The organism is Herbaspirillum sp. 1173, assembly GCF_031455335.1.
Classification (GTDB): Bacteria; Pseudomonadota; Gammaproteobacteria; order Burkholderiales; family Burkholderiaceae_D; genus Herbaspirillum; species Herbaspirillum huttiense.
This window is the reverse complement of sequence record NZ_JAVDSP010000001.1, coordinates 1,574,977-1,599,431: the sequence shown is the minus strand read 5'-3', so window position 1 is coordinate 1,599,431 and position 24,455 is coordinate 1,574,977. Positions and strand designations below refer to the sequence as shown.

Sequence of the window (24,455 nt, the reverse complement as noted above, 5' to 3'; positions counted from 1 at the left end):
TCTTCTGATGGCTTAGTGGCTGCCGGCATTGGCCGACGGATTCAGGGGCGGCGGCAGGACATCGCCGGGGCTCTTTTCATGACCCTTGGTTTCCCAGTGGTATTGGCCGGTATGCAGGCTGCTCGGACCCAGGCGTGCGTACTTCACCATCAGGATCATCTCCACCACCAGCAGGAAGGTATAGAACAGGATGAAGCCGGCCAGGCTGAAGTAGAGGCTGCCCGGCTGCAGCGAGGAGGCCGACAGGTGGGTCGGCAGGATGCCGGCAATGGTCCAGGGCTGGCGGCCATATTCGGCCACGATCCAGCCGAGCTCGGCGGCGATCCACGGCAGCGGGATCGAGATCACGGCCAGGCGCAGCAACCAGCGTTGCGGGGCCAGCTGCTTCTTGGCCAGGAACCAGAACGACGCCGAGAAGATGAACAGGAACAGGAAGCCCAGCGCCACCATGCCGCGGAAGGACCAGAACAGCGGTGCGACCTTGGGGATGGTGTCGTTCACCGCCAGGCTGATCTGTTCAGGCGTGGCATCGACGACGTTGTTGGTGTACTTCTTCAGCAGCAGGCCGTAGCCCAGGTCCTTCTTGAGCTTGTCGAATTCGGCGCGGGCTTCGGGGGACTTGTCGCCCGCCTTCAGCTTGGCCAGCGCCGCATAGGCCAGCATGCCGTTGCGGATGCGTGCTTCGTGTTCCTTCTTCAGGTCCTTGATGCCCAGCACCTGGGTATCGGCCGAACGGGTGGCGATCAGGCCCAGCGCATAGGGGATCTTGACGGCGTAATCGGTGCGCTCTTCCTTGTCATTGGGCAGGCCGAACAAGGTCAGGCCGGCCGGGGCAGGGTGGGTGTCCCACTCGGCTTCGATGGCGGCCAGCTTGACCTTGTTGACTTCACCGGCGGTATAGCCCGACTCGTCGCCCAGCACGATCACCGACAAGGTCGCGGCCAGGCCGAAACCGGCCGCCACCGCGAAGGAGCGCAGCGCGAAGGCGGTATCGCGGGCCTTCAGCAGATACCAGGCCGACACGCCCAGCACGAACATGGAAGCCGTCACGTAGCCGGCGGCCACGGTGTGCACGAACTTCACCTGCGCCACCGGATTGAAGATCACGTCGGTCATGCTGACCAGTTCCATGCGCATGGTCTCGAAGTTGAACTCGGCGCCCACCGGATTGTTCATCCAGCCATTGGCGATCAGGATCCACAGCGCCGACAGGTTCGAGCCCAGCGCCACCAGCACGGTGACGATCAGGTGCTGCTTGCGCGAGAGCTTGTCCCAGCCGAAGAAGAACAGGCCGACGAAGGTCGATTCCATGAAGAAGGCCATCAGGCCTTCGATGGCCAGCGGGGTCCCGAAGATGTCGCCCACGTAGTGCGAGTAATAGGACCAGTTGGTGCCGAACTGGAATTCCAGGGTGATGCCGGTGGCCACGCCCATGGCGAAGTTGATGCCGAAGAGCTTGCCCCAGAAGCGGGTCATGTCCTTGTAGATCTGGTTGCCGGTCATGACATAGACCGACTCCATGATGACCAGGATCCAGGACAAGCCCAGGGTGAGGGGGACGAACAGGAAGTGATAGAGCGCCGTAACGGCAAACTGCAGCCGTGACAGCGAGACGACTTCATCGATGGGAACCATGTTGTGTTACTCCGTTTGTTGTTTGGCGGACAGGTCTTGGGACGGGTACTGCTGTTGTGCGGTGGCTGGTTGCGGCGTGGTGAAAGACAGCATGCGCTGCTCCACGCGCTGTACAGGCATCTGCATGTGCTTGGCTTCGGGATGGGCGAAGAAAGTCTTGGCCAGCACCGTAATGAGGGCAATCTTGACCACCAGCAGCAGGGTGATCTCCACCCCCAGCGGCAGCTGGGTCAGGCGTGGCCAGCGCCACGGGCGCTTGCGCAAGGATGAGGCGAGTTGCATGCGGATTACTCCTTTTCGTTGCTGCTGCCGCCGACGCGGAACTTGTCGCGCACGTCCAGCAGTTTCTTGACCTTGGAACCCATCTTCATCAAGGACACCAGCGTCTCCGGCGAGAGGCGCTGCACATCGTCGAACCAGGAACTGGAAAGTTCGATCAGTTCATACATCTCGCGCATGCGCTTTTGCACTTCCTTGTCGTCCTTGCTGCCGGGCGCTTCCAGCAGGGCGTCGCGCAGCATGGAGAGGGTCGGCTCGATTTCGCGGCGGCGGCGTTCTTCCAGCAGCACCTTGAAGATGTCCCAGATGTCGCCGGGCGGTTCGAAATATTCACGGCGGTCACCGGGTTTGTGCAGCAGCTTCACCAGCCGCCAGGACTGCAATTCCTTCAATCCCATGCTCACGTTGGAGCGCGAAAAACTGAGGTACTCGGCGATCTCGTCGGCATTGAGCGCACGCCCGCAGATATAGAGCAGGGCATAGATCTGGCCCACGGTGCGATTGATACCCCAGCGGCTGCCCATCTCGCCGAAATGGCCGATGAAACGCTGCATGAGCGGGCTGAGTACGTTGTTTTCCATGTCGAAGTCTTTCGAAATTTCAGTAATTACTGAAATTTAAAGCAATTGCTTGACCCATCGCAATGTCATGCACCTGTGTATTTGCTGATAACAGTTATCACGGATGAGAATGACGCGCGCCCGGCGCGGAGGCGCGGGCGAGGGCCGTCGGCAGGCTCAGGGGCTGGCAGGGGCGAAGGCGTTTATTAACGTCTCTTCATGACGACATCGCGTCTTGTGAACTTCCCGGTTTCACAAGGACGCAGCCCTGTTCAGCATCATGTTGCGCTGCATGAACGTATTTTCACGCTTTCCTACAAAGCCAGAAGGATTTGGCTGATAGGAAACCTGATGCGGATCAAATAAGGTGCATTTGCAGCTCAGCCGTAGCATGGCAAGGGATCGGAAAACCACATCTCCGCCACGCTACAGGTGAAGTACTGAGTGCAAGCGTCTACCGGGTTTCTTCACCTCGGTGGCGAGGGGCTGGCGGGCTGGGGTTGCCCGTGGCGCACGCATGCTGCGTCCTCTTTTTCCAAGGATGAATATTTATGCTGGGTTTCGATTTCCGCGTGGCCAGAATCGTCTGGACCGTCTTCCTGGTGGCCTTGCTGCTTTATGTCACCTATACCATTTCGGCCACCGTGCTGGTGCTGGTGTTTGCCGTCTTCTTCAGTTACCTGGTCTATCCGCTGGTGGAGCAGGTCGAGCGCGTGCGCCCGGCCAAGGTGCCGCGGGCCGTCTCCATTGCGGTGGTGTTCGTGCTGGCCATCGGCATCGTGGCAGCGGTGGCGACCATCTTCGGCGCGCGCATCCAGGAGGAAGCCGTGCGCCTGTCCGAGCAACTGCCGGCGCTGCTGCGCTCCAATGATGCGGTGTCCAAGATTCCGCTGCCGGGCTTCGCCGAACCGCTGCGCGCACGCATCCTCGGCTTCATCCGCGACCAGCTCGCCAACGGCACCGACCAGGCCATGCCGCTGGCCAAGCAGTTCGGGGTAGGCGTGATGCATGCGGCCAGCAACCTGATCTACCTGGTGCTGGTGCCGGTGATCAGCTTCCTGCTCATCAAGGAAGCGCCGGCCATGCGCGATGAAATCCTGTCCTGGATGAACCGTTCCAACCGCAAGCTGTGGGATGGCATCATCAAGGATCTCGACGTGCTGCTCTCGCGCTATGTGCGCGCGCTGCTGTTCCTCTCCATTGCCACCTTCGTGGCCTACAGCATCGCCTTCTCGCTCATGGGCGTGCCCTACGCGATGCTGCTGGCGGGCCTGGCGGCGGTGCTGGAATTCATTCCCTTTGCCGGTCCGCTGGCCGCCAGTGCGGCCGCCCTGGTGGTGGCCGGCTTCAGCGGTTATGACCACCTGCTGTGGCTGGTGGGTTTCATCGTGGCGTATCGGGTGTTCCAGGATTACGTACTGAATCCTTACCTGATGAGCGAGGGCGTGGAAGTGAGCCCGCTCATGGTGATCCTGGGCCTGCTGGCCGGTGACCAGCTGGGCGGGGTGGCGGGCATCTTCCTGTCGGTGCCGGTGATGGCGGCCTTGAAGATCATCTTCACGCGTGCGTCGGCGGCCCAGAAGGCAAGACGTGCGGCCGAAGCGCGCGAGGCTGAACTGGCGGCCCAGGCCGCGCAGGAAGCGCTCAGGTCGGCAGAGGTGGCGGAGCCTGCAACTGCCCCGCCTGCGTTGCCGCCGACGGGAAGAACAAGCTGAAGCGAATCCAGCCCGGCTGCGGACATTCGACCGCAGCCGTGCCGCGATGCAAGGCCATGATGGCCTTGACGATGGCCAGTCCCAGGCCGTTGGATTCGGTGAAGGCGCTGCGGGAACGATCGCCGCGATAGAAACGGTCGAACATGCGCGCCATCGCATGGGGCGTGACACCCTCGCAGCGGTTGTCCACCAGGATGCGGCTACCGCTGGCATCGTTCTCGGTCTGGATGCGGATGACGCTGTCGGCCTCGCCATAGCGCACCGCATTGATGACCAGGTTGTTCACTGCCCGCCGCCACATGTCGCGGTTGGCGTGGCAGGTGCCCTGGGCCTCCAGTTCGAAGCGCAGGCCGCGTTCGTCGGCGATGCCTTCGAAGTACTCGGTCACCTTGCCCAATTCTTCATGCAGGTCCAGCGCGCTGCATTCCACGGCCAGCGTCGCATGGTCGGCTTGCGCCAGGAACAGGATGTTCTCGACGATGCGCGAGAGCCGCTGCAATTCCTCCACATTCGATTCGAGCAATTGTTCATATTCTTCCAGGCTGCGCCGTTGGCCCAGTGCAACCTGGCTCTGGCCCATGAGCACGTTGATGGGCGTGCGGATCTCGTGGGCCAGGTCGCCGGAGAATTGCGCCAGGTGGTCGTAGCCAGCCTCCAGCCGGTCCAGCATGGCATTGAAGGAGAGCGCCACGCGCCGCAGTTCGGACGGCATGCCGTCCTGCTCCAGGCGGGTGGAAAGGCGGTCGGGCGTGATCTGGGCGGCGCGCTGGCTCATCGCTTCCAGCGGCTGCAGCCCGCGTCGCAGCAGCAGGAATCCCAGCAGCGACGTCAGCAAGATGGCAGCGCCCGCTGCACCGGCAATGCGCCAGCGGTAGCTGTGCATCATGCGGCTTTCCTGCACCATCACATAGGCGGCCACGATCTCCACGCGGTCGCCGCCGGCGCCACCCTTGCCCACATCGGCCAGTGCCGAGACCCAGCGTACCTTCACGCCATCGGGGCGGAAGCTGGTCTGCAGGCTGGCCGAACTGACCGGACGGCCCACCGGAAGCGGGGTCATCTCAGGCGGCTGCAGGTGATCGGGATTGCTTTGGATGAAGGGCGCTTCACCCTGACGGCGGAAGATGCGCACATCCTGCTCATTGCCCATCATGCTTTCGAAGAGGGCAGGGCGCTGCTCCATCTGCTCGACGTTGTAGAGGTCGTGCATCAGGTTGCGGAAGTGTTCCACGCGCCCGATCAGGGCCTGGTCGGCGCGCTGCGAGAGGGCGACCCCGGCCGCCCGATCCAGGTAGAAGCCCAGGCCGGTGACCACCAGCGCAGTCATCAGCGCGAACAGGGCGGTGACGCGGGAAGTGAGGGTCCAGCCGTGTACGGGTGTGGCACCGGCGTTCATGGGTTTTCCGAAAACATGTAGCCGACACTGCGCACGGTGTGGATCAGTTTCTTCTCGAAGGGCGCGTCGATCTTGGCGCGCAGGCGCTTGATGGCGACGTCGACCACATTGGTGTCGCTGTCAAAGTTCATATCCCAGATCTGCGAGGCGATCACGGACCGTGACAGTGCCTCGTCCCGGCGCTTGATGAGCAGGTGCAGCAGCATGAATTCCTTGTTGGTCAGGGCGATATGAATACCCTGGCGCGTGACCTTGTGGCGCACGTGGTCCAGCTGCAGGTCGGCGATCTCATAGACCTCGGCTTCGCGAGTGACGCCCCGGCGCAGCAGGGTGCGGATGCGCAATACCAGTTCAGTGAAGGAAAAGGGTTTTACCAGGTAGTCGTCGGCCCCCAGCTGCAGGCCACGGATGCGGTCTTCCACCTGGTCCTTGGCGGTCAGGAACAGCACCGGCAGGTCGCGCTTGCTGCGCAGTGCACTCATGACCTGCCAGCCGTCCAGGCCGGGCAGCATCACATCCAGCACCACCAGGTCGTAGTCCTGTTCCAGTGCCATGTGCAGGCCGTCACTGCCGGTGCGGGCGAGGTCAACGGCGTAGCCGGATTCGCGCAAGCCTTTGCGCAGGTAGTCACCGGTCTTGGGGTCGTCTTCGATTACCAGGATGGCCATGCTGTGGGGAACCGTGTGAGGTGGAATGGACGGGAAGTGCCGCTGCAAAGGCGGCCCGGATCGGAGAGAATGAACCGGAAAATGCACTCGATTCTAGCAATGGAGGGATTTTTCTTCATGACAAAATTGTCATCAAAATGCCACCCGGGCGTCACCGCGCCGCTTTTACCATGGCATCTCATCGGCGAGGTCCAGGCCTTGCCTCCGCTTTGCATTCACACCCTTTTTTGCCGGAGCGCACCATGCTGATCAAGATTCGTCCCGACCAGATTGACATCCCGACCGCCTCCGAGATCACCCCGCGTGATCTCTACCTGTCGCGCCGCAGCTTCATGGCGCGCGTGGCGGCCGGTGCCGCGCTGGCCGGCGGCATGGGCGCGCTGCCGCAAGCCTTCGCCCAGCAGGGCAAGAAGCTGCCGGCCCAGCTCAATAACGCCTTCGCGGTCATGGACAAGCAGACCGCCTACAAAGACGCCACCAGCTACAACAATTACTACGAGTTCGGTACCGACAAGGCCGATCCGGCCAAGAATGCCGGCAGCCTGAAAACCAGCCCGTGGACCATCGACATCGAAGGCGAGGTCAAGAAGCCCATGACCCTGGACCTGGATGCCCTGACCAAGTTGGCCCCGCTGGAAGAGCGCATCTACCGCATGCGCTGTGTGGAAGGCTGGTCGATGGTGATCCCCTGGATCGGCTATTCGCTCTCGGCGCTCATCAAGAAGGCCGAACCCACGGGCAATGCCAAGTATGTCGAATTCGTCACCTTGGCCGACAAGAAGCAGATGCCGGGCCTGTCCACCCCCATCCTGAACTGGCCGTATCGTGAAGGTTTGCGCCTGGACGAAGCCAATCACCCGCTCACCCTGCTGACGCTGGGCATGTACGGCGAAGTGCTGCCCAACCAGAACGGCGCACCGGTGCGCATCATCGTGCCGTGGAAGTATGGCTTCAAGTCGGCCAAGTCCATCGTCAAGATCCGCTTCGTCAAGGATGAACCCAAGACCGCCTGGAATCTCTACGCCCCGCAGGAATACGGCTTCTACTCCAACGTCAACCCCAACGTGGACCATCCGCGCTGGTCGCAGGCCACCGAACGCCGCATCGGCGAGGACGGCTTCTTCGCGCCCAAGCGCAAGACGCTGATGTTCAACGGATACAACGACGTGGCCAGCCTGTACACCGGCATGGACCTGCGCAAGTTCTTCTGAGGATCGGATCAGGCATGCAGCTCGCTCCGGCCGCCTTGCGCAATCTCAAACCACGCGCCGTGACGGGGCTGTGGTGGCTGTTCCTGGCCCTGGCCTTCGTTCCGCTGGTGCGGCTGGTGGTGCTGGGCTTCACCGGCGGCCTCGGAGCCAACCCGCTGGAATTCATCACCCACAGCACCGGCGACTGGACCTTGTACCTGTTCTGCATCACCCTGGCGGTGACGCCCCTGCGCAAGATCACCGGGCTGAACTGGCTGGTGCGCATGCGCCGCATGCTGGGGCTGATGGCGTTTCTGTATCTGTGCCTGCACTTCACGACCTTCGTCTGGTTTGATCACTTCTTCGACCTCGGTGAGATCTGGAAGGACATCGTCAAGCGGCCCTTCATCACCGTGGGCGTGCTGGCGCTGCTGCTGTCGATCCCGCTGGCCATCACCAGCACCAACGGCATGGTGCGTCGCCTGGGCGGCAAGCGCTGGCAGGCCCTGCACCGGTTGGTCTATGTGATCGTGCCGCTGGGCGTGCTGCACTACTGGTGGGACAAGGCCGGCAAGAACCTGATCGCGCAGCCGCTGTTGTTCGCGGTACTGGTCGGGGTGATGCTCGCTGTGCGCCTGCTGTGGCGGCGCAGCGGCGCATCGGGCACGCCGGGAAAGCCCGTGCGGCGCTGAATGCTTCATATCTTGTGCGTTTGACCTGATCGTCCTAGCCGATTTTCTGATTTTTCCCTGCCCTGTCGGAGCCTGCCATGTCCCTGTTCAAACCTGCCGTCCTGGCCTCTGCGGCCAGCTTTTGCCTGGCGCTGGCCTGTGCTTCCACTTTTGCTGCCGAAGCGGCGGTGGCGGTGCCCGCTCCTAGCGGCAAGGCGGTGCTGGCCTCCACCGCCAACACCGCCACCGTGGTCCTCGCGGGTGGCTGCTTCTGGGGTGTGCAGGGGGTGTTCCAGCATACCCAGGGCGTGTTGCAGGCGGTGTCCGGTTATGCCGGCGGCAAGGCCGATTCGGCCACGTATTCCATGGTCAGTTCCGGGACCACCGGGCACGCCGAAGCGGTACAGGTGACCTACGATCCGCGCAAGATTTCCTATGGCCAGATCCTGCAGATCTATTTTTCGGTGGCGCATGACCCGACCCAGCTCAATCGCCAGGGGCCGGACCATGGCACGCAATACCGTTCGGCCATCTTCACCGCCAGCGACGAACAGGCCCGGGCCACCCAGGCCTACATCGCCCAGATCAATGCCGCCAAAGTCTTCAGCGCCCCCATCGTGACCCAGGTGACGCCGCTGCAAGGTTTCTACCGGGCCGAGGATTACCATCAGGATTACGCCACGCTGCATCCGAACCAGCCCTACATCGCCTACAACGACCTGCCCAAGATCAGCAACCTGCAGAAGATGTATCCGGCCATCTATCGCGCCGATCCGGTGCTGGTGTTCAAGCGCTGACGCAGTACCCCGGCAGGGATGAGACAATACGCGGGTTTGTCTCACCCCGCCTGCCATGAACGCCACTGATACCGTCCGCCTCGCCCTCGACCATTTCCACCAGGATGACTACGCCGCCGCCGAACAAGTGCTGTTCGGCTTGCTGGAGACCCATCCCCGGCACAAGGATGCGCTGCAGCTGCTGGGCAGCGTGGTGGCCGCGCAAGGACGTTTCGAAGAAGCAGCCCTGGCCTGGCAGCAGGCCTTGCCGCTGGTCGACCCCGACAGCGAGGAAGCGCTGGCCCTGCGCTATCGCCTGGGGCGCGCCTTCTACGAGCAGGGGCGATATGAAGACAGCTTCCTGCTCTATCGCGACCTGATCGAGGCGGGGCATGAACGTCCCGAGTTCTTCGTCGCCGCCTCGGCCGCCTTGCAGGGCATGTCGCCCTCCGGCAAGAACGATGGCCAGGCGCTGGCCTTGCTGGAAGAGGCACTGCGGCGCAATCCCGATGTTCCCGATACCTGGCACCGCAAGGCGCGCCTGCATGAGCGCGCCGGCCAGTGGGAAGCCGCACGCGAATGCCTGCGCCAGGTGCTGCTGCGCTTCGATGAGCGGGCCCAATACTGGCTGGATGCCGGCCTGATCGAACATGCCTTGGGTGACTACGAGGAAGCGCTGCGTTATTACGACCGCGCCCTCATCCTCGACCCCGATCTGGTGGATGCACACGTCAGCCGCGGCACCACGCTGGCGCGCCTGCGCGACCACGAGGAAGCCATCGACAGTTTCCGCCGCGCCCTGCGCATGGATGGCAAGGACGCCGATGCCCATGTCAATCTGGCCTTGTCGCTGCTGGTGCTTGGCCGGCTGGAAGAGGCTTTGCCGCTCTACGAATGGCGTTGGGAAGGAAGTGGTGCCGATCCATATCGCCACGCCGCCATCCCTCCCTGGAACGGCGGCAGCTCGCTGGCCGGCAAGCGCATCCTGCTGTGGGCCGAGCAGGGGCAGGGCGATACCATCCAGTTCAGCCGCTACGTGCAGCAGATCGTCGAGGCCGGGGCTGAGGTGGTGTTCGAGGTTCCGGAAAGTTTGTTCACCCTGATGCAGGGCTTGCCGGTGGCCTCGCGCATTCAGCTGGTGCCGACCGCAGGCGCCTTGCCCGCGATCGATTATCAGTTGCCGCTGATGAGCCTGCCGCTGGTGTGCAATACGGCGATGGACAACATCCCGGCACCGGTGCCTTACCTGAACGTTCATATCGACCTCAAGCGGCAGTGGGAGCAGCAGCTCGACGCGCTGGCACCGCGTGCGCCGGGGCAGGTGCGGGTGGGCATCATCTGCTCCGGCAACCCCGGCAATGCCAACGATGCGCGCCGGTCCATCGCGCTGGAGCGCTTTGCTGCTCTGGCCAAGGCGCGTGACGGGGTGTCCTTCTTCATCATCCAGCCCGATCTGCGCACCGCCGATGCGCAATGGCTGCAGCAGGCCGGGCCACAGTGGCATGCGGTGGGTGAGGGCATTCGCGATTTCGCCGATACGGCGGCCGCGCTTTCCTGCATGGACCTGGTCATCAGCGTCGATACTGCAGCCGCCCACCTGGCCGGCGCGCTCGGCTTGCCGGTCTGGATCGCCTTGCCCTATTCACCGGACTGGCGCTGGTTCCTGCAACGCCATGACTCGCCCTGGTATCCGACGGCACGGCTGTTCCGCCAGCAGCGTGCGGGCGATTGGGATGAGGTCATCACCACCTTGCGTGCCGCCCTGGCGGTGGCGTCGTTTTCTTCCTGAGCGTGCCGGAACCCGTGCACCTCATCCGGCTGCAGACGTTCTTGGCAGGGTCTGCAGCTGTTCTTCATTAATCTTTGTAGTGTTTCTCGAATTATTTCGAGGCCGTATGAAGATTTCTGCACCATCGGACAATTCGTTCCCCCCCGTCCTTTCCGCGATCATCCAAGCCAATTCTCGTCACCCGTCATCGCAGCCGGCCGGCTGCCCTGCCGCCTTTGCGGCTGCTGCCCGGCCAGTGTGCAGGTGCGTGAAGTACGGCGCCCGGCGCCGTCTTCCCGCCTGCCGCGAGACCTTCCTCCCTGGACGAGATCAACCTGAAATGAGCGCAGATGAACGACATCCTCCCCCTTGGCGGCGCGTGCGGCCCGCAGTCTTCCTCCACCTTGCCGCGCCCGCGCTGGCCCAACCGGCTGGCTGCCGTGATGGCGATGTCGCTGGGCTTGTTGAGCCTGCCGGCGGGCGCTGTCAGCCTGGGTGATCTGGTCAAGCAAGCCGCTTTCAACAATCCCGCTGCGGTCGCTCGGCAACGTGCCGTCGACGCCGCTGCCGAAGGTATCTCGTCGGCCAAGTGGCAATTCTTTCCGACACCGTCCATGTCGGTCGAACGCGCCGGCGTGACCAGTTCGCGCGACATTTCGTACAACGGTGACGATACCGTGGTGACCCTGCGCTTGCAGCAGACCCTGTGGTCCGGCGGCCGCCTGACGGCCCAGCTGGAACAGGCCGGGCACAATCATGAATCTGCTGGCGAAGCCCTGCGTGAACAGCGCTTCCGCCTGGCCGAGCAGGTCATTTCGCAATACAGCCTGTGGGTGCGTTCGGATCTGGCCACCGAGGCCAATCAGAAGAATCTGAAAGCGCTGGAAGATTTCCTCGCACAGAGCCAGCGCCGCGAGAAGGAAGGAGCCGCTGCGCGCGTCGACGTGACGCTGGTGCGCGGCCGTCGCGACCAGGCGCTGACCGACCTGCTGGGAGCCAAGGCCAGCCGCCAGTCGGCGCGGCTGCAACTGGAACAACTGGTCGGCCTGCCGCTGAGCGATGAAGAACTGCGTGCCGATGTGGCGAAGATGTCCGTCAGCGAGGATCTGCCCGCACTGACCGAGAGCATGCTGGAGAGCAGCCCGCTGCTCAAGCGCCTGCGCGCTGATGCCAAGGTCCAGGAGTCGGCCATCCAGATCCGCAGTGCCTCCTACTGGCCAGAAGTCTATGCCCGCCTGGAGCACCAGCGCGGCAACTTCAGCGTGCCTCATACCCCCAATGCCAACCGTGCTTTCATCGGCATGCAGATGCAGCTGGGGGCCGGCCTGTCGCTGGGTTCGGAAGTGGCGGCCGCGCAGGGCCGCTATCAGTCAGCGCTGCTGGCCGTGGATGCGGCACGGCTGGAACTGATCTCGCAGATGGCCGCCACCTACACCGAGTATCAGCAAGCCGAGGCGCGTGCACGCAATCTGGAAGACGTCGCCGTATCGTCCGAGGAGGTGCTGGCTTCCTATACCCGCCAATATCTGTCGGGCCGACGCTCCTGGCTGGACGTGATGAATGCCGCCCGCGAAGTGGTGCAGACCGATCTGCAGAAGGCCGACGTCACGGCCATGATCATCGCGGATGGCCGCAAGCTGCAATTGTGGGCGTATGGCCTGGACCAGGTACGCTGACCATCAATCCCGTGCGCATCCGCTGCGGTGCGCACGGCGACCGCAAGGGGAACTGCGGCAGGGGGGAGCATGATCACCAAAGCGCAGTTCAAGCGCGCCATCGAGCGCGAGGAATTCAGAGTCGTCTATCAGCCCATCGTGGTACTGGCCGACGGCCGCTGTGCGGGCGCGGAAGTCCTGGTGCGCTGGCAGCGCGAGGACGGGGCACTGCTGCCGCCGGACCGTTTCCTGGCCGCAGCGCAGCGGCACGGCTACCTCAATGCCATCACCGACCGGGTACTGCAACAGACCGTCAGCGACCTGGCCCCCACGCTGCGCGCTCATCGTGGCTTGCATGTGGCCGTCAATATTCCGGCCCAGGATGTCAACAGCGGCCGCATCCTGGAGGTGCTGGATGCCGCGCTGGCCGGCACCGGTATCGTGCCGACCCAACTCTGGCTGGAAATCACCGAGAGCAGCAGCATGGAAACCCTGCCGAGCCGCGAGACGCTATCCCGGGCGCGGGAGCGGGGGCATCTCATTGCGCTGGATGATTTCGGGACCGGCTATTCCTGCCTGCGCTATCTGCACGAACTTCCATGTGATGTGCTCAAACTGGATCGTTCGTTCGTCATCGGCATCGGTACGGATCACGAGCATCCGGTACTGGCCTGCATCATCGACCTGGCCCGCAAGCTCAAGCTGAAGATCGTCGCGGAAGGCGTGGAAACGCCGGTGCAGGCGCGCTATCTGGAGCAGGCCTGCGTCGACTATGCCCAGGGCTGGCATTACGCACGGCCGATGCTGGCCGCCGAATTTGCGCGCTATTGCGATCGGGCAGCGAGCCCGGCGGATTCGCCACTGTCGCCGTTGTCGTTGCACGCGCCGGAATCGCCGTTGTCTTATCTCGCGGCTGGCGGCTCCGCAGAGGCCGTGGTGGCGCCGGATCTGCAGTCCTCGCACTGAGCTTGCGCGGGCTGTGCGCACAGGCGTCCTTTCCTGTCTGATCTTTCCTCTCCGTTGCTGTTGATGTCGTTCACTCGACGTTGCCTTCGATAGTTCATTCCGTCTGCACCATCAGACAATTTGTTAAGCGCAAAATGTTAGATAAAGTTAGTACGGCGTCGATGTTAATGGTCTGGCGGAGACGCTGTCACCAGTGCTGACTGATTGTCGGTGATCAGGTGGCGAATGGCACCAAGCTCCCCTCGGGTTCAACATGATTCGAGGGGAGTTCTCTTTTTTGTATCCAGATATGAAGAGGCTTTCAAAGATCTTCCGTATTTCTTTGATCGTCGCGAAAGTGGTCCTGGATTTTCCCTTCACTCGTCGACAGGAAGGGCGTCCATCGTTCCAGAGTGAGGTTTGTTCTCTGATCGACTGAAATCGTCATTTACTTAGTTTTTTCGAGACTACAAATATGTCTGAAATGAACTAAAGGACAATTAAATCTTTATATATTTTCACAGATCATTAGCCCCATTGACGATCTGCCGCAGCGCCTGATTCCGGACGTGATCTCCCTCGGTTTTGCCCGCTGTTGCTGAGATGGCAAAGCAGCAACGATGACGCATCCCGCTCATTTCTGGCATCGCGCGACACATCGTCCGAGGGGTTCTCTCCCGTTTTTCGCTCTCACTGTCGATCAAGCCGAGTACGTCCGCATCGTCCGTATCGTCCGAATACGCGCCGTCGACAGTCCTTCCCCTGAAGGAAGGCCGATCGTCGCGACTGATATCAAACCAAACGAATCGCCATGAGAAAGAATATTCATTCCTGTCCCAGTTCGCCCCCCGTTGCCGGTGCGGTGCGGTGCGCCGCGCTGCGGCCAGCAAGATGTCCGGCGCAGGCTGCACGGGCCTGTATCCAGCTGCCTTGCTGGTTTCCCGGGAGGCCTGTCATGAGTGAACTGGCGTCTTCCTTGTCATGGGCCGTGATGACGGCAGCGCGACGCCACGGTGTGGTGATCGACAGCGTCCGGCTCAATGCCGCCATCACCCAATCGATGGTGAAAAGCGGCGCAGCGGCCATCGACATCAACAGCCTCTGCGCTGCCCTGAGCCTGCCCAAGTCGCAGCATCTGGCCAAGCCGGACCGCGCACAGCTTCCCATGCTGGGCGTGGTGCGCGAGCGCGGCTGGGGCGTCATCGCCGACCAGCGTCCCGATGGCCGCTGGATTTTCATCAGTGAAGAAGGCCATGCTTTGGTCAGCGACAGTGATCTGAGTGAAGGCGCCTACAAGCTCGATTTCGCGCCGCTCGGCAACAAGCCGGACCAGCACGGTTTTGAACGCGTCTTCAAGGAAGCGCTTGGCGAATACCGTCCCATCATCCTGGAAGTGGTCATTGCCTCGGTGGTGATGAGCGTCATTGCGCTGGGTGCCTCGGTCTTCTCGATGCAGGTCTATGACCGGGTCATTCCTACGCACGGCGTGGCTACGCTGATCGTGCTGGCCATCGGCGTCTCGCTGGCCATCGTCTTCGAGCTGGGCATGAAGTTCGCGCGTTCTCACATCATGGACAGCGTGGTCTCCGGCCTCGATGCCAAGCTCTCGCAGGCGCTCTTCGAACGCTTGCTGTCGGTTCGGGTGGACCAGTTGCCAGGTTCCGTCGGCAGCCTGGCCGGGCAACTGCGCGGATATGAACAAATTCGCTCCTTCTATACCTCGCAGACGCTGTTCACCCTGGTCGACCTGCCGCTGGGCCTGCTGTTCGTGCTGGTGATCGCCTTCATCGCCAGTCCCTGGATGGCGCTGGTGCCGACCGTGTTCGGGCTGGCGGCCATCGGCATCGGCTACCTCTCCAATCGCAAGGTGGTACGGCTGGCCGACAAGAGCGCGGCGGCCTCCAACCTCAAGACCGGCTTACTGGTGGAGACGGTGGAGGGGGTGGAGACCATCAAGTCCGGTTCCGGCGGCTGGAAATTCCTCTCGCGCTGGATCGACGTCAGCGCCGAGTCCATCCGCAGCGACATGGCCATGCGCGCCATCGGCGACCATGCCGGCTATATCGCTGCCATGCTGCAGCAACTGAGCTACTCGACCACGGTCATCGTCGGCTCCTTCCTGGTCATCAACGGCCAGATCACCATGGGTGCGTTGATCGCCTGCTCCATCCTGGGTGGCCGCATTCTGGCCCCGGTGGCCATGATTCCCGGCCTGATGGTGCAGCGTGCGCATACCAAGGCCACTCTGGCCGGACTGGAAAAGATCTATGCCCTGCAGACTGATCAGGGCAACGAGCGCCAGCTGACCCCGGACAGCCGACGGCACCGGCAACACGGATGGTGCGAAGAAGGTGCAGGTGCGCCAGATCGATGTGGCTGGCAATACCGGCGCTTCCAGTGCCGTGCTCAGCTTCACCCTCGATACCACGCTGCCAGCCAAGGTCAACGCAGCCCTGGCCAAGGACAACGGGGCGTCGGCCAGCGACAAGATCACCAACGACGGTACGGTCAATGTGAGCGGGCTGGAAGCCGGGGCGGTCTGGGAATACAGCACCGACAACGGTACGACCTGGACCAATGGCAGCGGCAACAGCATCAAGCTCAAGGGTGCTATCGATGGCACCGGCAACAGTGACGGCCCCAAGTCCATCCTGCTGCGCCAGTTGGATGTGGCGGGCAATGCCGGGCCTGCCAGCGATGCCCTGTCGTTCACGCTCGACACCACGCTGCCTGCCAAGCTGGGACTGGTATTGGCCACCGATAGCGGCGTAGCCGGCGACAAGATCACCCGCGACGGCACGCTCGATATCAGCGGCCTGGAGAGCGGCGCGACCTGGCAATACAGTACTGACGACGGCTCCAACTGGACCCGTGGCACCGGCAGCAGCGTCAAGCTGAGCGGCGACGGCATCAAGAAGGTCGTGGTACGCCAGACCGATGTGGCCGGCAACAACAGCGTCAAGAGTGATGCCGTTGAGTTCACGCTCGACACCAAGGCCGAGGCTCCGACCATTCTGCTGGATACCCCGGCCGGCAAGACCGCTGGCGGTGCCAGCATGACCACCTCCGGCAGCTTCTCACTGAGTGGCGTGGCAGAGAAGGGCGCGCAGGTCGTCGTCAAGCGCGACGACGGCGCGACGATGGGCAAGGTGACGGCATCCGCCACCGACGGCGCGTGGTCGCTGAACCTGTCGGGCAGCCTGACCATCAGCGGACTGAAGAAATTCGATGGCAGCAACAGTAGCGCGAACGGGACCTACAGTCTGCTCTCGGCAGCTGAGCAGTCGGCGCTGCTCAACGCCTTCAGCGGCGAGTTCGTGGAAAGCGGCAATGGTTTGCTGGATTTGTCCAAGCCGGTCTATCGCCTGGGCAGCGATGCCGCGGCCTGGTATGTGTGGGCCGCGCAGGAGGGCGGCTACGTCATCTCGCACCGCGCCGGCAGTGATGAGTGGTACCGTGAAAGCACGGCGGCTGGCCTGCCTGCCGGCCAGCCGGAAAAGGTTGCGGTGTGGACCGCACTCGATACCACCGCGTCCCTGCTGCTGGCCGAAATGCTGCAAAACGGTGACGACAGCGACAACGAGGTCCCGCTGTCCGGCGTGAGCGTGGTCAGTGCCAACGGCACTCGCGACATCGCGTGGGGCTATACGGCCGAACAGACCGACGTAGCGGGCAACGTCAGCCCCAAGGGCAGCCTGAGTGTCATGGTCGACACGGCCACGCCGCCGGTGCTGGACATGGATGCCATCAGCGTGGGCATCCAGGCCAGTGCGCAGCGCCTGAGCTCGGCCAGCGAGTTGCGTGCGGGCACGCCTTTCACGGCGAATGTGGTACCCCCGGCCAAGGCCACCGCCTCGGCCATCGACGTGGTCTTCAGCGGCACCGGCCTTGATCTGGCCAATGATCGCCTGTTGCTGGATGCCCTGGTCGCGCTGGACGCCAACCTGGCACCGGTCAGCGGCAAGACCGTGGGCGGCGTGGCCGATGTCAGCTATGTCTACACCACGGCAACGCGCACCCTCAACATCACGAAGTCCAAGGGCGGCACCTTCAGCGGTACCGAGATTGAAGCCATCGTGGAGAGCATCAAGCTGCAGAACCTGACGCCCACGGCCGGCAACCGCGTCATCACCCTCAATCTGCGTGACGATGCCGGGCTGGTCGGCCCCAGCATGCAAGCCATACTCTCAGTAGGCAGCGATGTGCTGATGCTGGATCTGGATCCGGGTAGCGCCGGATTGCAGATCAGTTCCAGCCTCAACCTCACCGATGCTGCACAACTGGCAGCCGGCGTGGCCTTCGACGACAGCGTGGCCGCGCCATCCTCGACCCAGGTGGCGGCGATCAAGGTCGTGCTGGGCGGCGCGGGACTGGATCCGGACAACGACCGCTTGCTGCTTGATGCGCCACTGGCCCTCAACGCCGACCTGGCTAACGCCGGCGGCAAGACCGTCGGTGGTGTCGCCGGCCTGAGCTACGGTTACGACAGTGCCAGCCGCACGCTGACGCTACGCAAGGGCGACAACGGCAACTGGAGCGGCAGCGAAGTACAGTCGGTGGTGCAAGCCATCAAGCTGGCCGGCAACAGCACGCATGACGGACTGCGTACCGCACAAATCAGCCTGGTTTCCGCCAGCGGCGAGACGGGCAATCCGTCGAGCGCCGGCATTCGGTTCGACACCCACGCCCCGGTGCTGGATGCCGATACCAGCCAGGTCGATGTACAGAGCAGTTCCTTCAAGATGCTCAACGGTGCCAAGGCGGTGGCCGGAGAAGGCTTGTTCGCGCACGACATCGTAGTCTGGCCGACCAGCGACATCAGCAGCATCGCCATCAGGATGGACGGTCCGCAGCTGAACCTGCAGCATGACAAACTGCTGCTGGATGTGCCGCTGGCGCTCGATGCCAGCCTGCCCGCCGTGACCGGCAAGACGGTGGGCGGGGTGGCCGGGCTGACTTACGGCTATGAAGGCAGCAGCCATCGCCTGACCATCAGCAAGACGTCGGGGGCCGCCCTGAGCGGGCTGGAGGCACGGGCCATCCTCAAGGCCATCCAGTTCCAGAATGCGACCCCCAGCGCAGGGGACCGGAGCGCCTCGATCACCCTGACGGACCAGGCTGGCAACAGCAACACCGTCGTGGCGAACCTGTCGGTGGATCTCACCGTGCCTTCCAGCATCAGTGCGGCGCTGGTGAGCAACAAGCAGGTCAGCTACAAGACGCTGAGCATTCCGGACATCATGGGTGGCTCCGGTCCCCATAATCTTCACTCGGGTGAAAGTGCCGATCTCACCAGTCTCTTGCCTGCGGGGATGACGGCGACAAGCTTCATTTCCTCCCTCAAGGGGATGTATGCGGAATGGGGCGGGATGTCCATTACAAGCGACGCCAACACGACCGATCCGCATTACACCAGCGTGTATTCGCCAGCGCATCGAACCGGTTCCGGCAGCACGCCAGTCCGGCACGGAAGGTCTGGAAATCCGTATCCAGAAGACCGAGTGAGGAGGCCCGATGTCAGATGCCGCAAGTTCCATCGAGGACGCCCTGATGGGCAAGACCACCTATACGCTCGACGTGATGCAGGCCGGTACCGCCTTGCGCAAGATTCCCATCGAGACCATCCAGGACGTGCGCAGTCTCGGCATCGACCTGTTGCTGGTGCTGCGCAGCGGCGGCCAGATCCTGTTGCGGGAAGGTGCGCTGGATGCCCTGGTCAATCCGGACCGGCGGCTGCAGTTCAGTGACGGCGTGCTGACCCTGCAGCAGATCTTCATGCAGAGTGAACAGTTCGACTTCCTGCATCAATCCGGATCCGCTACTGGCGCGGAAGTGCCGGCGGCCGATGTGCATGTGCCGCTACAGCCGCAGCCGATCGTGGTACCTGGACCGGCGTTTCCGTTCGGAGGCTGAGCATGGACGCGCCCATCGACAACGCGCCGGGCCAGGCTGCACTCGCGGCCAAGCAAGCCATCGGCGAACGCCTCAAGGCCACGCGTCAGATGAGCGGCCTGAACCAGCGCGACTTTGCCAGCCGGCTGGGCACCTCGGGTGCCTACATCAGTTGCGTCGAGCTGGGGCACAGCATGCCCGGCGGACGCTTCCTGCGTTCGCTGCACCGCGAGTTCGACGTCAACATCAATTGGCTCCTGACCGGCCTGGAACAAGAACTGCCGCCGCGCCATGGTTTTCACATCAAGGTGCTCATTGGTGACTACGTCCGCGCATCGGAGCGCGGCAAGTCGCTGGTCATGGCGGTCGCGAGCTTCCTGGTAAGCCGGCGCGGCTGAGAGCGGTCGCCGGTTACGCCCCCGCTGCTGCCGTCCGGCGGGGGTGTCACTGGTTCTGCACGGGGCTGATCGCCCCGGTGCAGTCGTGGGGACGGGGATACGGGCGGCTCACGCGGGTGCGTCCGTTCAGAGGAGAAGACATGTTCAGTGAAGAAATCGGGGGGAGGATCAAGGAGATCCGCCTCGCCCACGGCCTGAGCCAGCGCGAGCTGGGTCAGCGCCTCAATACATCGACCGGCCACATCAGCTGGCTGGAAGCCGGCAAGGCCATGCCGGGCGGGGAGCTGCTGTTGCAGCTCTACCGCGAATTTGCGGTCGATCTCAACTGGCTGCTGACCGGCAGCGAGCCGGACGTCCTGCCGCAGGAAAGCGATTCGGACGTCAGGCTACTGGTCGACCATTACTGCCGCACGGATGTGCAAGGCCGCGAGATCATCCGCACACTGGCCAGTTACGCCGGCCGCACTGCAGCCTGAGCGATCTGCATGGCCGCTGCGCAGATACCCCGCTCGGAGGGTGTCGTCAGCGTCCCGCTGCGTTGGCCGGCGACGCCTGTGCTGCGGCCGCGAGGATGGCGGCGCGCGCCTGCACGTCGCGGTTGAGCCGCCAGACCAGTACCGAGGCCAGCAGCGTGGTACCGACGATGACATAGCCGACGACGTCGAAATGCTGCAACCGGCCATCGGCCCCCAGCGTGACGATATGTCCGGCCACGATTGAGGCCACACCCCCCGAGAGCTGCTGGATGGAGGCGCTGATGGCATTGAAGGAACCGCGCTGGGTAGTCGCCGGGACCGAAGAGACCAGGGCCTGGAATGGAATCATGCGCGAGAAGATGCCCAGGAACAGGACGGCATTGACCAGCACGATCATCGGTACCGTCACCGGTCCCAGGTGCGTGTAGATCAGTACCATGATGATGGACAGTACGGCACCGAAGACAAAGACCCGGAACTTGCCCACCTTGTCGGCCGCGCGTCCGATCAGCGGACCGAAGGCGATGGTGCACAGGCCGGTGACCAGATAGACCGTCGGCAGGTGATGCAGGTCGATGCCCAGGTTGCCGACCAGATAGGCGCTGCTGAACGGCATGAGCATGAAGCCGCCCGTCATCAGCAGGGCCGTGGTGGCAAACGCGGTCAGGTAGCGTGGCTCGTTGATGGTGTGGTAGAGGTGCATCCACGCGGTGTGTTCCTGCTTGAGCTTGAGGTGGCCGTCCACCGGCTGCATCTTGAAGCTGACCACGATCCCGCCCACTGCGCCCAGCGCGGCCATGGCCAGGAAAGGGACATGCCAGTTCCAGGTATTGGAGAGATAAAGCCCGATCGGAATGCCCAGCACCTGGCTGGCCGCGAAGGCCGTCTGGATGATGCCCATGACGCGTCCCCGCAGCTGCGGCGCGAACAGATCGGTGGCGATGGCCAGCGTGATGGAACCGATCACGCCCCCGAACAGGCCCGTGACGATACGCGCGATCAGCAGACTTTCAAAACTCTGCGCCAGACCGCACCACACGGTCCCCAGCACGAAGCCGGAATAGAAGAACAGCAAGAGCCGCTTGCGGTCAAAGCGGTCGGCAAAACCGGCCGTGAGCAAGCCCGAGGCCCCGGCGCTGAAGGCATACGCCGATACCACCAGCCCGAATTGCTGCGGCGTGATCTGCATGGCGGGCATGATCACGGCACCCAGGGGCGACATCAGCATGAAATCGAGAATGACCGCAAATTGCAGGAAGGCCAGCAGGCCGACGACGGTCTTCTGGTAGCGCGTGAATCCCGCCGGGGCGGGCGGACTGGCAGGTTGGCGGGGAGGATGCTGACTCAAAGTGACTCCTTGGCGGATGGTCTTGTTGGCTTGTTGAAATCTTGGCCGGCGAACCGGCTGCTGCGTCGCGCCTCGCTAACGATGGCAGGCGGCCGTGTCGTCGCTGACGAATGAGCGGCCGCGATATTGTGCCATTCACAGGCGGGCGTACGATCGGACCAATGCAGCAGGCCGGCCGGGCTGGGTTGCAAGAGTAGGTGCAAGACTCGGCCAAGGCAAGCCGCTGATGTAAAGACCGCACAAAGGGTCAGGAGGTTGTGTTCAGCTTTCCTGGCGGCACCTCAATGAAGAAGGGCGAGGCCCGCTCCGCCGGCCCCGCCCTCAAACTGCTCAATCTGCTGGCCGACAAGGGCCTGCAGGGGTTGCTCTGAACTTGAGGCCAGAAACTTCACCTGTCCCTTACTGCTTGAGCAGGCTGCACCGGGAATCCGCCACACTGGTGAAGGCTTGTTCACCTGGGATGGTTTCCAGCAGCTTCAGGTAATCCCAAGGCTTCTTCGACTCGGCCGGCGACTTGACCTGGTACAGATACATGTCGTGGATGTTGCGCCCGTCGGCGCGGATGTAACCCTTGTTGTAGAAGTCATCGATGCGCGTCTTCTTCAGTTGCGCCATCACCTTGGTGGCATCATCGGTGCCGATGGCCTCCACCGCCTTCAGGTAGGTCATGGTGGCCGAGTAGGCGGCCGCCTGGTGCGTGCTGGGCATTTTCTTCATCTTCTGGTAGAAGCGCTCGGCAAACTTGCGCGAGGGCTCGTCCTTGTCCCAGTACCAGCTGTCGGTCATCATCAGGCCCTCGGCATTGGCCAGTCCCAGCGCATGGATGTCGTTGATCACCATCAGCAGACCTACCAGCTTCATGGTCTTGGTCACCCCGAATTCCTTGGCGGCCTTGATCGAATTGACCGTATCTTCGCCCGCGTTGGCCAATCCCAGGATCTGCGCCTTGGACGCCTGCGCCTGCAGCAGGAAGGACGACAGGTCCGAGGATTGCGGCGGATGCTTGATCGACCCGACGACCGTGCCGCCATTGGCCTTGACCACGGCACTGGTGTCATTGGCCAGCGAATGGCCGAACGCATAGTCCGCCACCAGGAAGAACCAGGATTTGCCGCCCTGCTTGATCACCGCACTGGCCGTGCCCTTGGCCAGCGCCACGGTGTCGTACTCATAGTGCACGGTGTAGGGCGTGCATTCCTCGTTGGTCAGGCGGGCGGTCCCGGCGCCGATGTTGATGTAGACGCGCTTCTTCTCGGCCATCACCTTGTTCATTGACAAGGCCGTGGCCGAATTGACGCCGCCGATCAACATGTCCAGCCCGCGTTCGTCAGCCCATTCACGGGCGCGGGTGGCGGCGATGTCGGCCTTGTTCTGGTGGTCCGCCGAGAGTATCTCGACGGGTTTGCCCAGCACCTTGCCGCCATAGTCGGCGACCGCCATGCGGATGGCTTCCAGTCCGCCCAGTCCATCCGTATCCGCATAGGGGCCGGACATGTCGGTGATGAAGCCGATGCGTACCGCGTCATTGGATACCTGGGCCATGGCCGGCCCTGCAAAAATGCCTGCAATGGCACAGGCGGCTGCCAGCCTGCGCAGCGTGGTCGATGGGATCATGTGCTTGTCTCCTCGTTGTGATCGGCCGCTGCGCGGCTCGGGTCGTTCTGTTTTTCGTGCTTCAGCGGCGGCGTTCGGCCAGCAGCGATCTGGCGTAGTCCACCCGGACGTCGTGGCCAGCCACCATTTGCTGCACCAGCCAGTCCATCTCATGCGGCTCAGCCCCGGCGGCCAATGCGATGTTGCGCGCGTGCAGGGCCATGTGGCCGCGTTGTATGCCTTCAGTCGCCAGCGCGCGCAGGGCGGCCATGTTCTGCGCCAGCCCCACCGCCACGGCGACCTCGGCCAGCTCCTGTGCCGATTGCACGCCCAGGATCTTCAAGGCCGCGCGCGCCGCCGGATGGGTCTTGGTGGCACCCCCCACCAGGCCCACCGGCATGGGAATTTCCAGCGTACCGACGAGGTCGCCATCGGCGGCAATTTCCCAGTGCGTCAGCGAAGTGTAGCGGCCATGGCGGCAGGCGTAGGCATGGGCCCCGGCCTCTACCGCGCGCCAGTCATTGCCGGTGGCGACGATGAGCGGGTCGATGCCGTTCATGATGCCCTTGTTGTGCGTGGCGGCGCGGTAGGGATCGACGGCCGCAAATTCATACGCATCGACGATGCCATCAATGACTTCCTCGCCACTGTATGCGCTGGTGGCCAGCACCTGGGCAGAAACCTTCACCCTGGCCCGCGCCAGCCGCAGATCGGCCAGATTGGAGAGGATGCGCAGCCGCACCTTGCCGCCGGTGATTTCCTCGATATGTCCGGCCACCGCTTCGGCCATGGTGTTGACGGTATTGGCGCCCATTGCATCGCGCACGTCGACGATCAGGTGCGTGACCACCATGGCACCGCGCCGGGTGTCCGGGAAGACATGCACTTCGATGTCGCGGCAGCCGCCGCCCAGCTGGTTGAGCAACTGATCGCGGCTGTTGGCGATGTCGATGATGGCCTGGCGGTCCTTGAGGATGGCCAGCCGCGCGCCGTGCGGATCGGTCACCCCGAGCAGCTGGATCTGGGCGCGCATGAGCGGCGTGCTGCTGGATGTCTGGAAGCCGCCGCAGGCGCGCACCAGCTTGGCCATGAAGGACGCTGCCGCCACCACCGAGGGCTCTTCGACCGCCATCGGTACCAGTACATCGCGGCCATTGAGCTGGAAATACCCGGCCACACCCAGCGGCAGCTGGAAAGTGCCGACCACGTTTTCAATCATGCCGTCGGCCGTGGCCAGCGGCAGGCCGCCGGGCTGGCCCAGCAGGACCTGCTCGGAATCGCCCAGCCCGGCCAGGCGTGCGACCTCCGCCAGGCGTTGCGGCGGGGTCAGGCTGCGGAATCCGGGCAGGCGCGAATCGGTCGCGGAGTGTTTGTCACTGTGCATGCGGTGGTCTCTCTTTTCGTCGTTATATGAAGATCTGGAATGGGCGGCAGGCTGCGCGCCCCCCGTCCAGCGCTGGCAGAATAGCAAGGGTGTACCATTGCGCATG

Annotated in this window: 19 protein-coding genes; 11 read left to right on the top strand and 8 right to left on the bottom strand. The window is 63.2% G+C overall.

Annotated features, from left to right (window positions below; translation table 11 throughout):
- Nucleotides 1–12: 12 nt before the first annotated feature.
- Genes J2X56_RS07085 through J2X56_RS07075 form a run of 3 tightly spaced genes read right to left on the bottom strand, consistent with a single transcriptional unit; the run spans nucleotide 13 to nucleotide 2,495 of the window.
- Nucleotides 13–1,635 (bottom strand): cytochrome ubiquinol oxidase subunit I, encoded by a 1,623-nt coding sequence (locus J2X56_RS07085; RefSeq protein ID WP_121042028.1) that lies wholly within the window; start codon nucleotides 1,633–1,635, stop codon nucleotides 13–15.
- A gap of 6 nt (nucleotides 1,636–1,641) precedes the next feature.
- On the bottom strand, nucleotides 1,642–1,917 hold the full coding sequence (gene cydP, locus J2X56_RS07080; RefSeq protein ID WP_121042026.1) for a cytochrome oxidase putative small subunit CydP: 276 nt from the start codon (nucleotides 1,915–1,917) through the stop codon (nucleotides 1,642–1,644).
- Nucleotides 1,918–1,922: 5 nt separating this feature from the next.
- A complete protein-coding gene (locus tag J2X56_RS07075; protein WP_121042024.1) occupies nucleotides 1,923–2,495 on the bottom strand; it encodes a GbsR/MarR family transcriptional regulator in 573 nt (190 codons plus the stop codon).
- A 530-nt stretch (nucleotides 2,496–3,025) separates the two neighbouring features.
- Here J2X56_RS07075 and J2X56_RS07070 point away from each other — a divergent pair.
- Nucleotides 3,026–4,189 carry an AI-2E family transporter gene (locus J2X56_RS07070; RefSeq protein WP_245201991.1) on the top strand — a complete coding sequence of 388 codons (1,164 nt, stop codon included), beginning with the start codon at nucleotides 3,026–3,028 and terminating at the stop codon, nucleotides 4,187–4,189.
- Here the strand turns inward: J2X56_RS07070 and J2X56_RS07065 are convergent.
- Both J2X56_RS07065 and J2X56_RS07060 read right to left on the bottom strand, forming a co-directional pair.
- Nucleotides 4,119–5,585: a heavy metal sensor histidine kinase gene (locus tag J2X56_RS07065; protein ID WP_310159164.1), complete on the bottom strand. Its 1,467-nt coding sequence runs from the start codon at nucleotides 5,583–5,585 to the stop codon at nucleotides 4,119–4,121. The two genes, J2X56_RS07070 and J2X56_RS07065, sit on opposite strands and share 71 nt — an antisense overlap.
- A complete protein-coding gene (locus J2X56_RS07060; RefSeq protein ID WP_121042020.1) occupies nucleotides 5,582–6,253 on the bottom strand; it encodes a heavy metal response regulator transcription factor in 672 nt (223 codons plus the stop codon). Before J2X56_RS07060 ends, J2X56_RS07065 begins: the two co-directional genes overlap by 4 nt.
- A 242-nt stretch (nucleotides 6,254–6,495) precedes the next feature.
- Here J2X56_RS07060 and msrP point away from each other — a divergent pair, with 242 nt between their 5' ends.
- The 10 genes from msrP to J2X56_RS07010 all read left to right on the top strand — a co-directional run bounded on the left by msrP (nucleotide 6,496) and on the right by J2X56_RS07010 (nucleotide 20,024).
- The gene (msrP, locus tag J2X56_RS07055; RefSeq protein ID WP_121042018.1) at nucleotides 6,496–7,464 is read left to right on the top strand and encodes a protein-methionine-sulfoxide reductase catalytic subunit MsrP; all 969 of its coding nucleotides are present in this window, start codon (nucleotides 6,496–6,498) and stop codon (nucleotides 7,462–7,464) included.
- Between the two features lie 14 nt (nucleotides 7,465–7,478).
- Complete coding sequence (locus tag J2X56_RS07050) at nucleotides 7,479–8,135, top strand: sulfite oxidase heme-binding subunit YedZ (RefSeq protein WP_199725074.1); 657 nt, start codon at nucleotides 7,479–7,481, stop codon at nucleotides 8,133–8,135.
- A 77-nt stretch (nucleotides 8,136–8,212) separates the two neighbouring features.
- Nucleotides 8,213–8,911: a peptide-methionine (S)-S-oxide reductase MsrA gene (gene msrA, locus J2X56_RS07045; protein WP_310159162.1), complete on the top strand. Its 699-nt coding sequence runs from the start codon at nucleotides 8,213–8,215 to the stop codon at nucleotides 8,909–8,911.
- A 55-nt stretch (nucleotides 8,912–8,966) separates the two neighbouring features.
- A complete protein-coding gene (locus tag J2X56_RS07040) occupies nucleotides 8,967–10,679 on the top strand; it encodes a tetratricopeptide repeat protein (RefSeq protein WP_310159160.1) in 1,713 nt (570 codons plus the stop codon).
- 329 nt (nucleotides 10,680–11,008) lie between these two features.
- Nucleotides 11,009–12,334, top strand: a complete 1,326-nt coding sequence (locus J2X56_RS07035; protein ID WP_199725073.1) for a TolC family protein — start codon at nucleotides 11,009–11,011, stop codon at nucleotides 12,332–12,334.
- Between the two features lie 69 nt (nucleotides 12,335–12,403).
- On the top strand, nucleotides 12,404–13,279 hold the full coding sequence (locus J2X56_RS07030) for an EAL domain-containing protein (RefSeq protein WP_310159157.1): 876 nt from the start codon (nucleotides 12,404–12,406) through the stop codon (nucleotides 13,277–13,279).
- A gap of 934 nt (nucleotides 13,280–14,213) precedes the next feature.
- Nucleotides 14,214–15,893 carry an ABC transporter transmembrane domain-containing protein gene (locus J2X56_RS07025; RefSeq protein ID WP_310159155.1) on the top strand — a complete coding sequence of 560 codons (1,680 nt, stop codon included), beginning with the start codon at nucleotides 14,214–14,216 and terminating at the stop codon, nucleotides 15,891–15,893.
- Nucleotides 15,894–19,009: 3,116 nt separating this feature from the next.
- Complete coding sequence (locus J2X56_RS07020; protein ID WP_310159153.1) at nucleotides 19,010–19,171, top strand: hypothetical protein; 162 nt, start codon at nucleotides 19,010–19,012, stop codon at nucleotides 19,169–19,171.
- A 2-nt stretch (nucleotides 19,172–19,173) separates the two neighbouring features.
- A complete protein-coding gene (locus J2X56_RS07015) occupies nucleotides 19,174–19,548 on the top strand; it encodes a helix-turn-helix domain-containing protein (protein WP_209566911.1) in 375 nt (124 codons plus the stop codon).
- Between the two features lie 140 nt (nucleotides 19,549–19,688).
- A complete protein-coding gene (locus J2X56_RS07010) occupies nucleotides 19,689–20,024 on the top strand; it encodes a helix-turn-helix domain-containing protein (protein ID WP_039785071.1) in 336 nt (111 codons plus the stop codon).
- A 46-nt stretch (nucleotides 20,025–20,070) separates the two neighbouring features.
- Here J2X56_RS07010 and J2X56_RS07005 read toward each other — a convergent pair whose 3' ends face one another.
- From J2X56_RS07005 to J2X56_RS06995, 3 genes are all read right to left on the bottom strand, one after another.
- Nucleotides 20,071–21,372 carry an MFS transporter gene (locus J2X56_RS07005; RefSeq protein WP_310159149.1) on the bottom strand — a complete coding sequence of 434 codons (1,302 nt, stop codon included), beginning with the start codon at nucleotides 21,370–21,372 and terminating at the stop codon, nucleotides 20,071–20,073.
- Nucleotides 21,373–21,771: 399 nt separating this feature from the next.
- Nucleotides 21,772–22,986, bottom strand: a complete 1,215-nt coding sequence (locus J2X56_RS07000; protein ID WP_121041999.1) for an ABC transporter substrate-binding protein — start codon at nucleotides 22,984–22,986, stop codon at nucleotides 21,772–21,774.
- Between the two features lie 61 nt (nucleotides 22,987–23,047).
- A complete protein-coding gene (locus J2X56_RS06995; RefSeq protein WP_310159146.1) occupies nucleotides 23,048–24,349 on the bottom strand; it encodes a hydroxymethylglutaryl-CoA reductase, degradative in 1,302 nt (433 codons plus the stop codon).
- Between the last annotated feature and the right edge of the window lie 106 nt (nucleotides 24,350–24,455).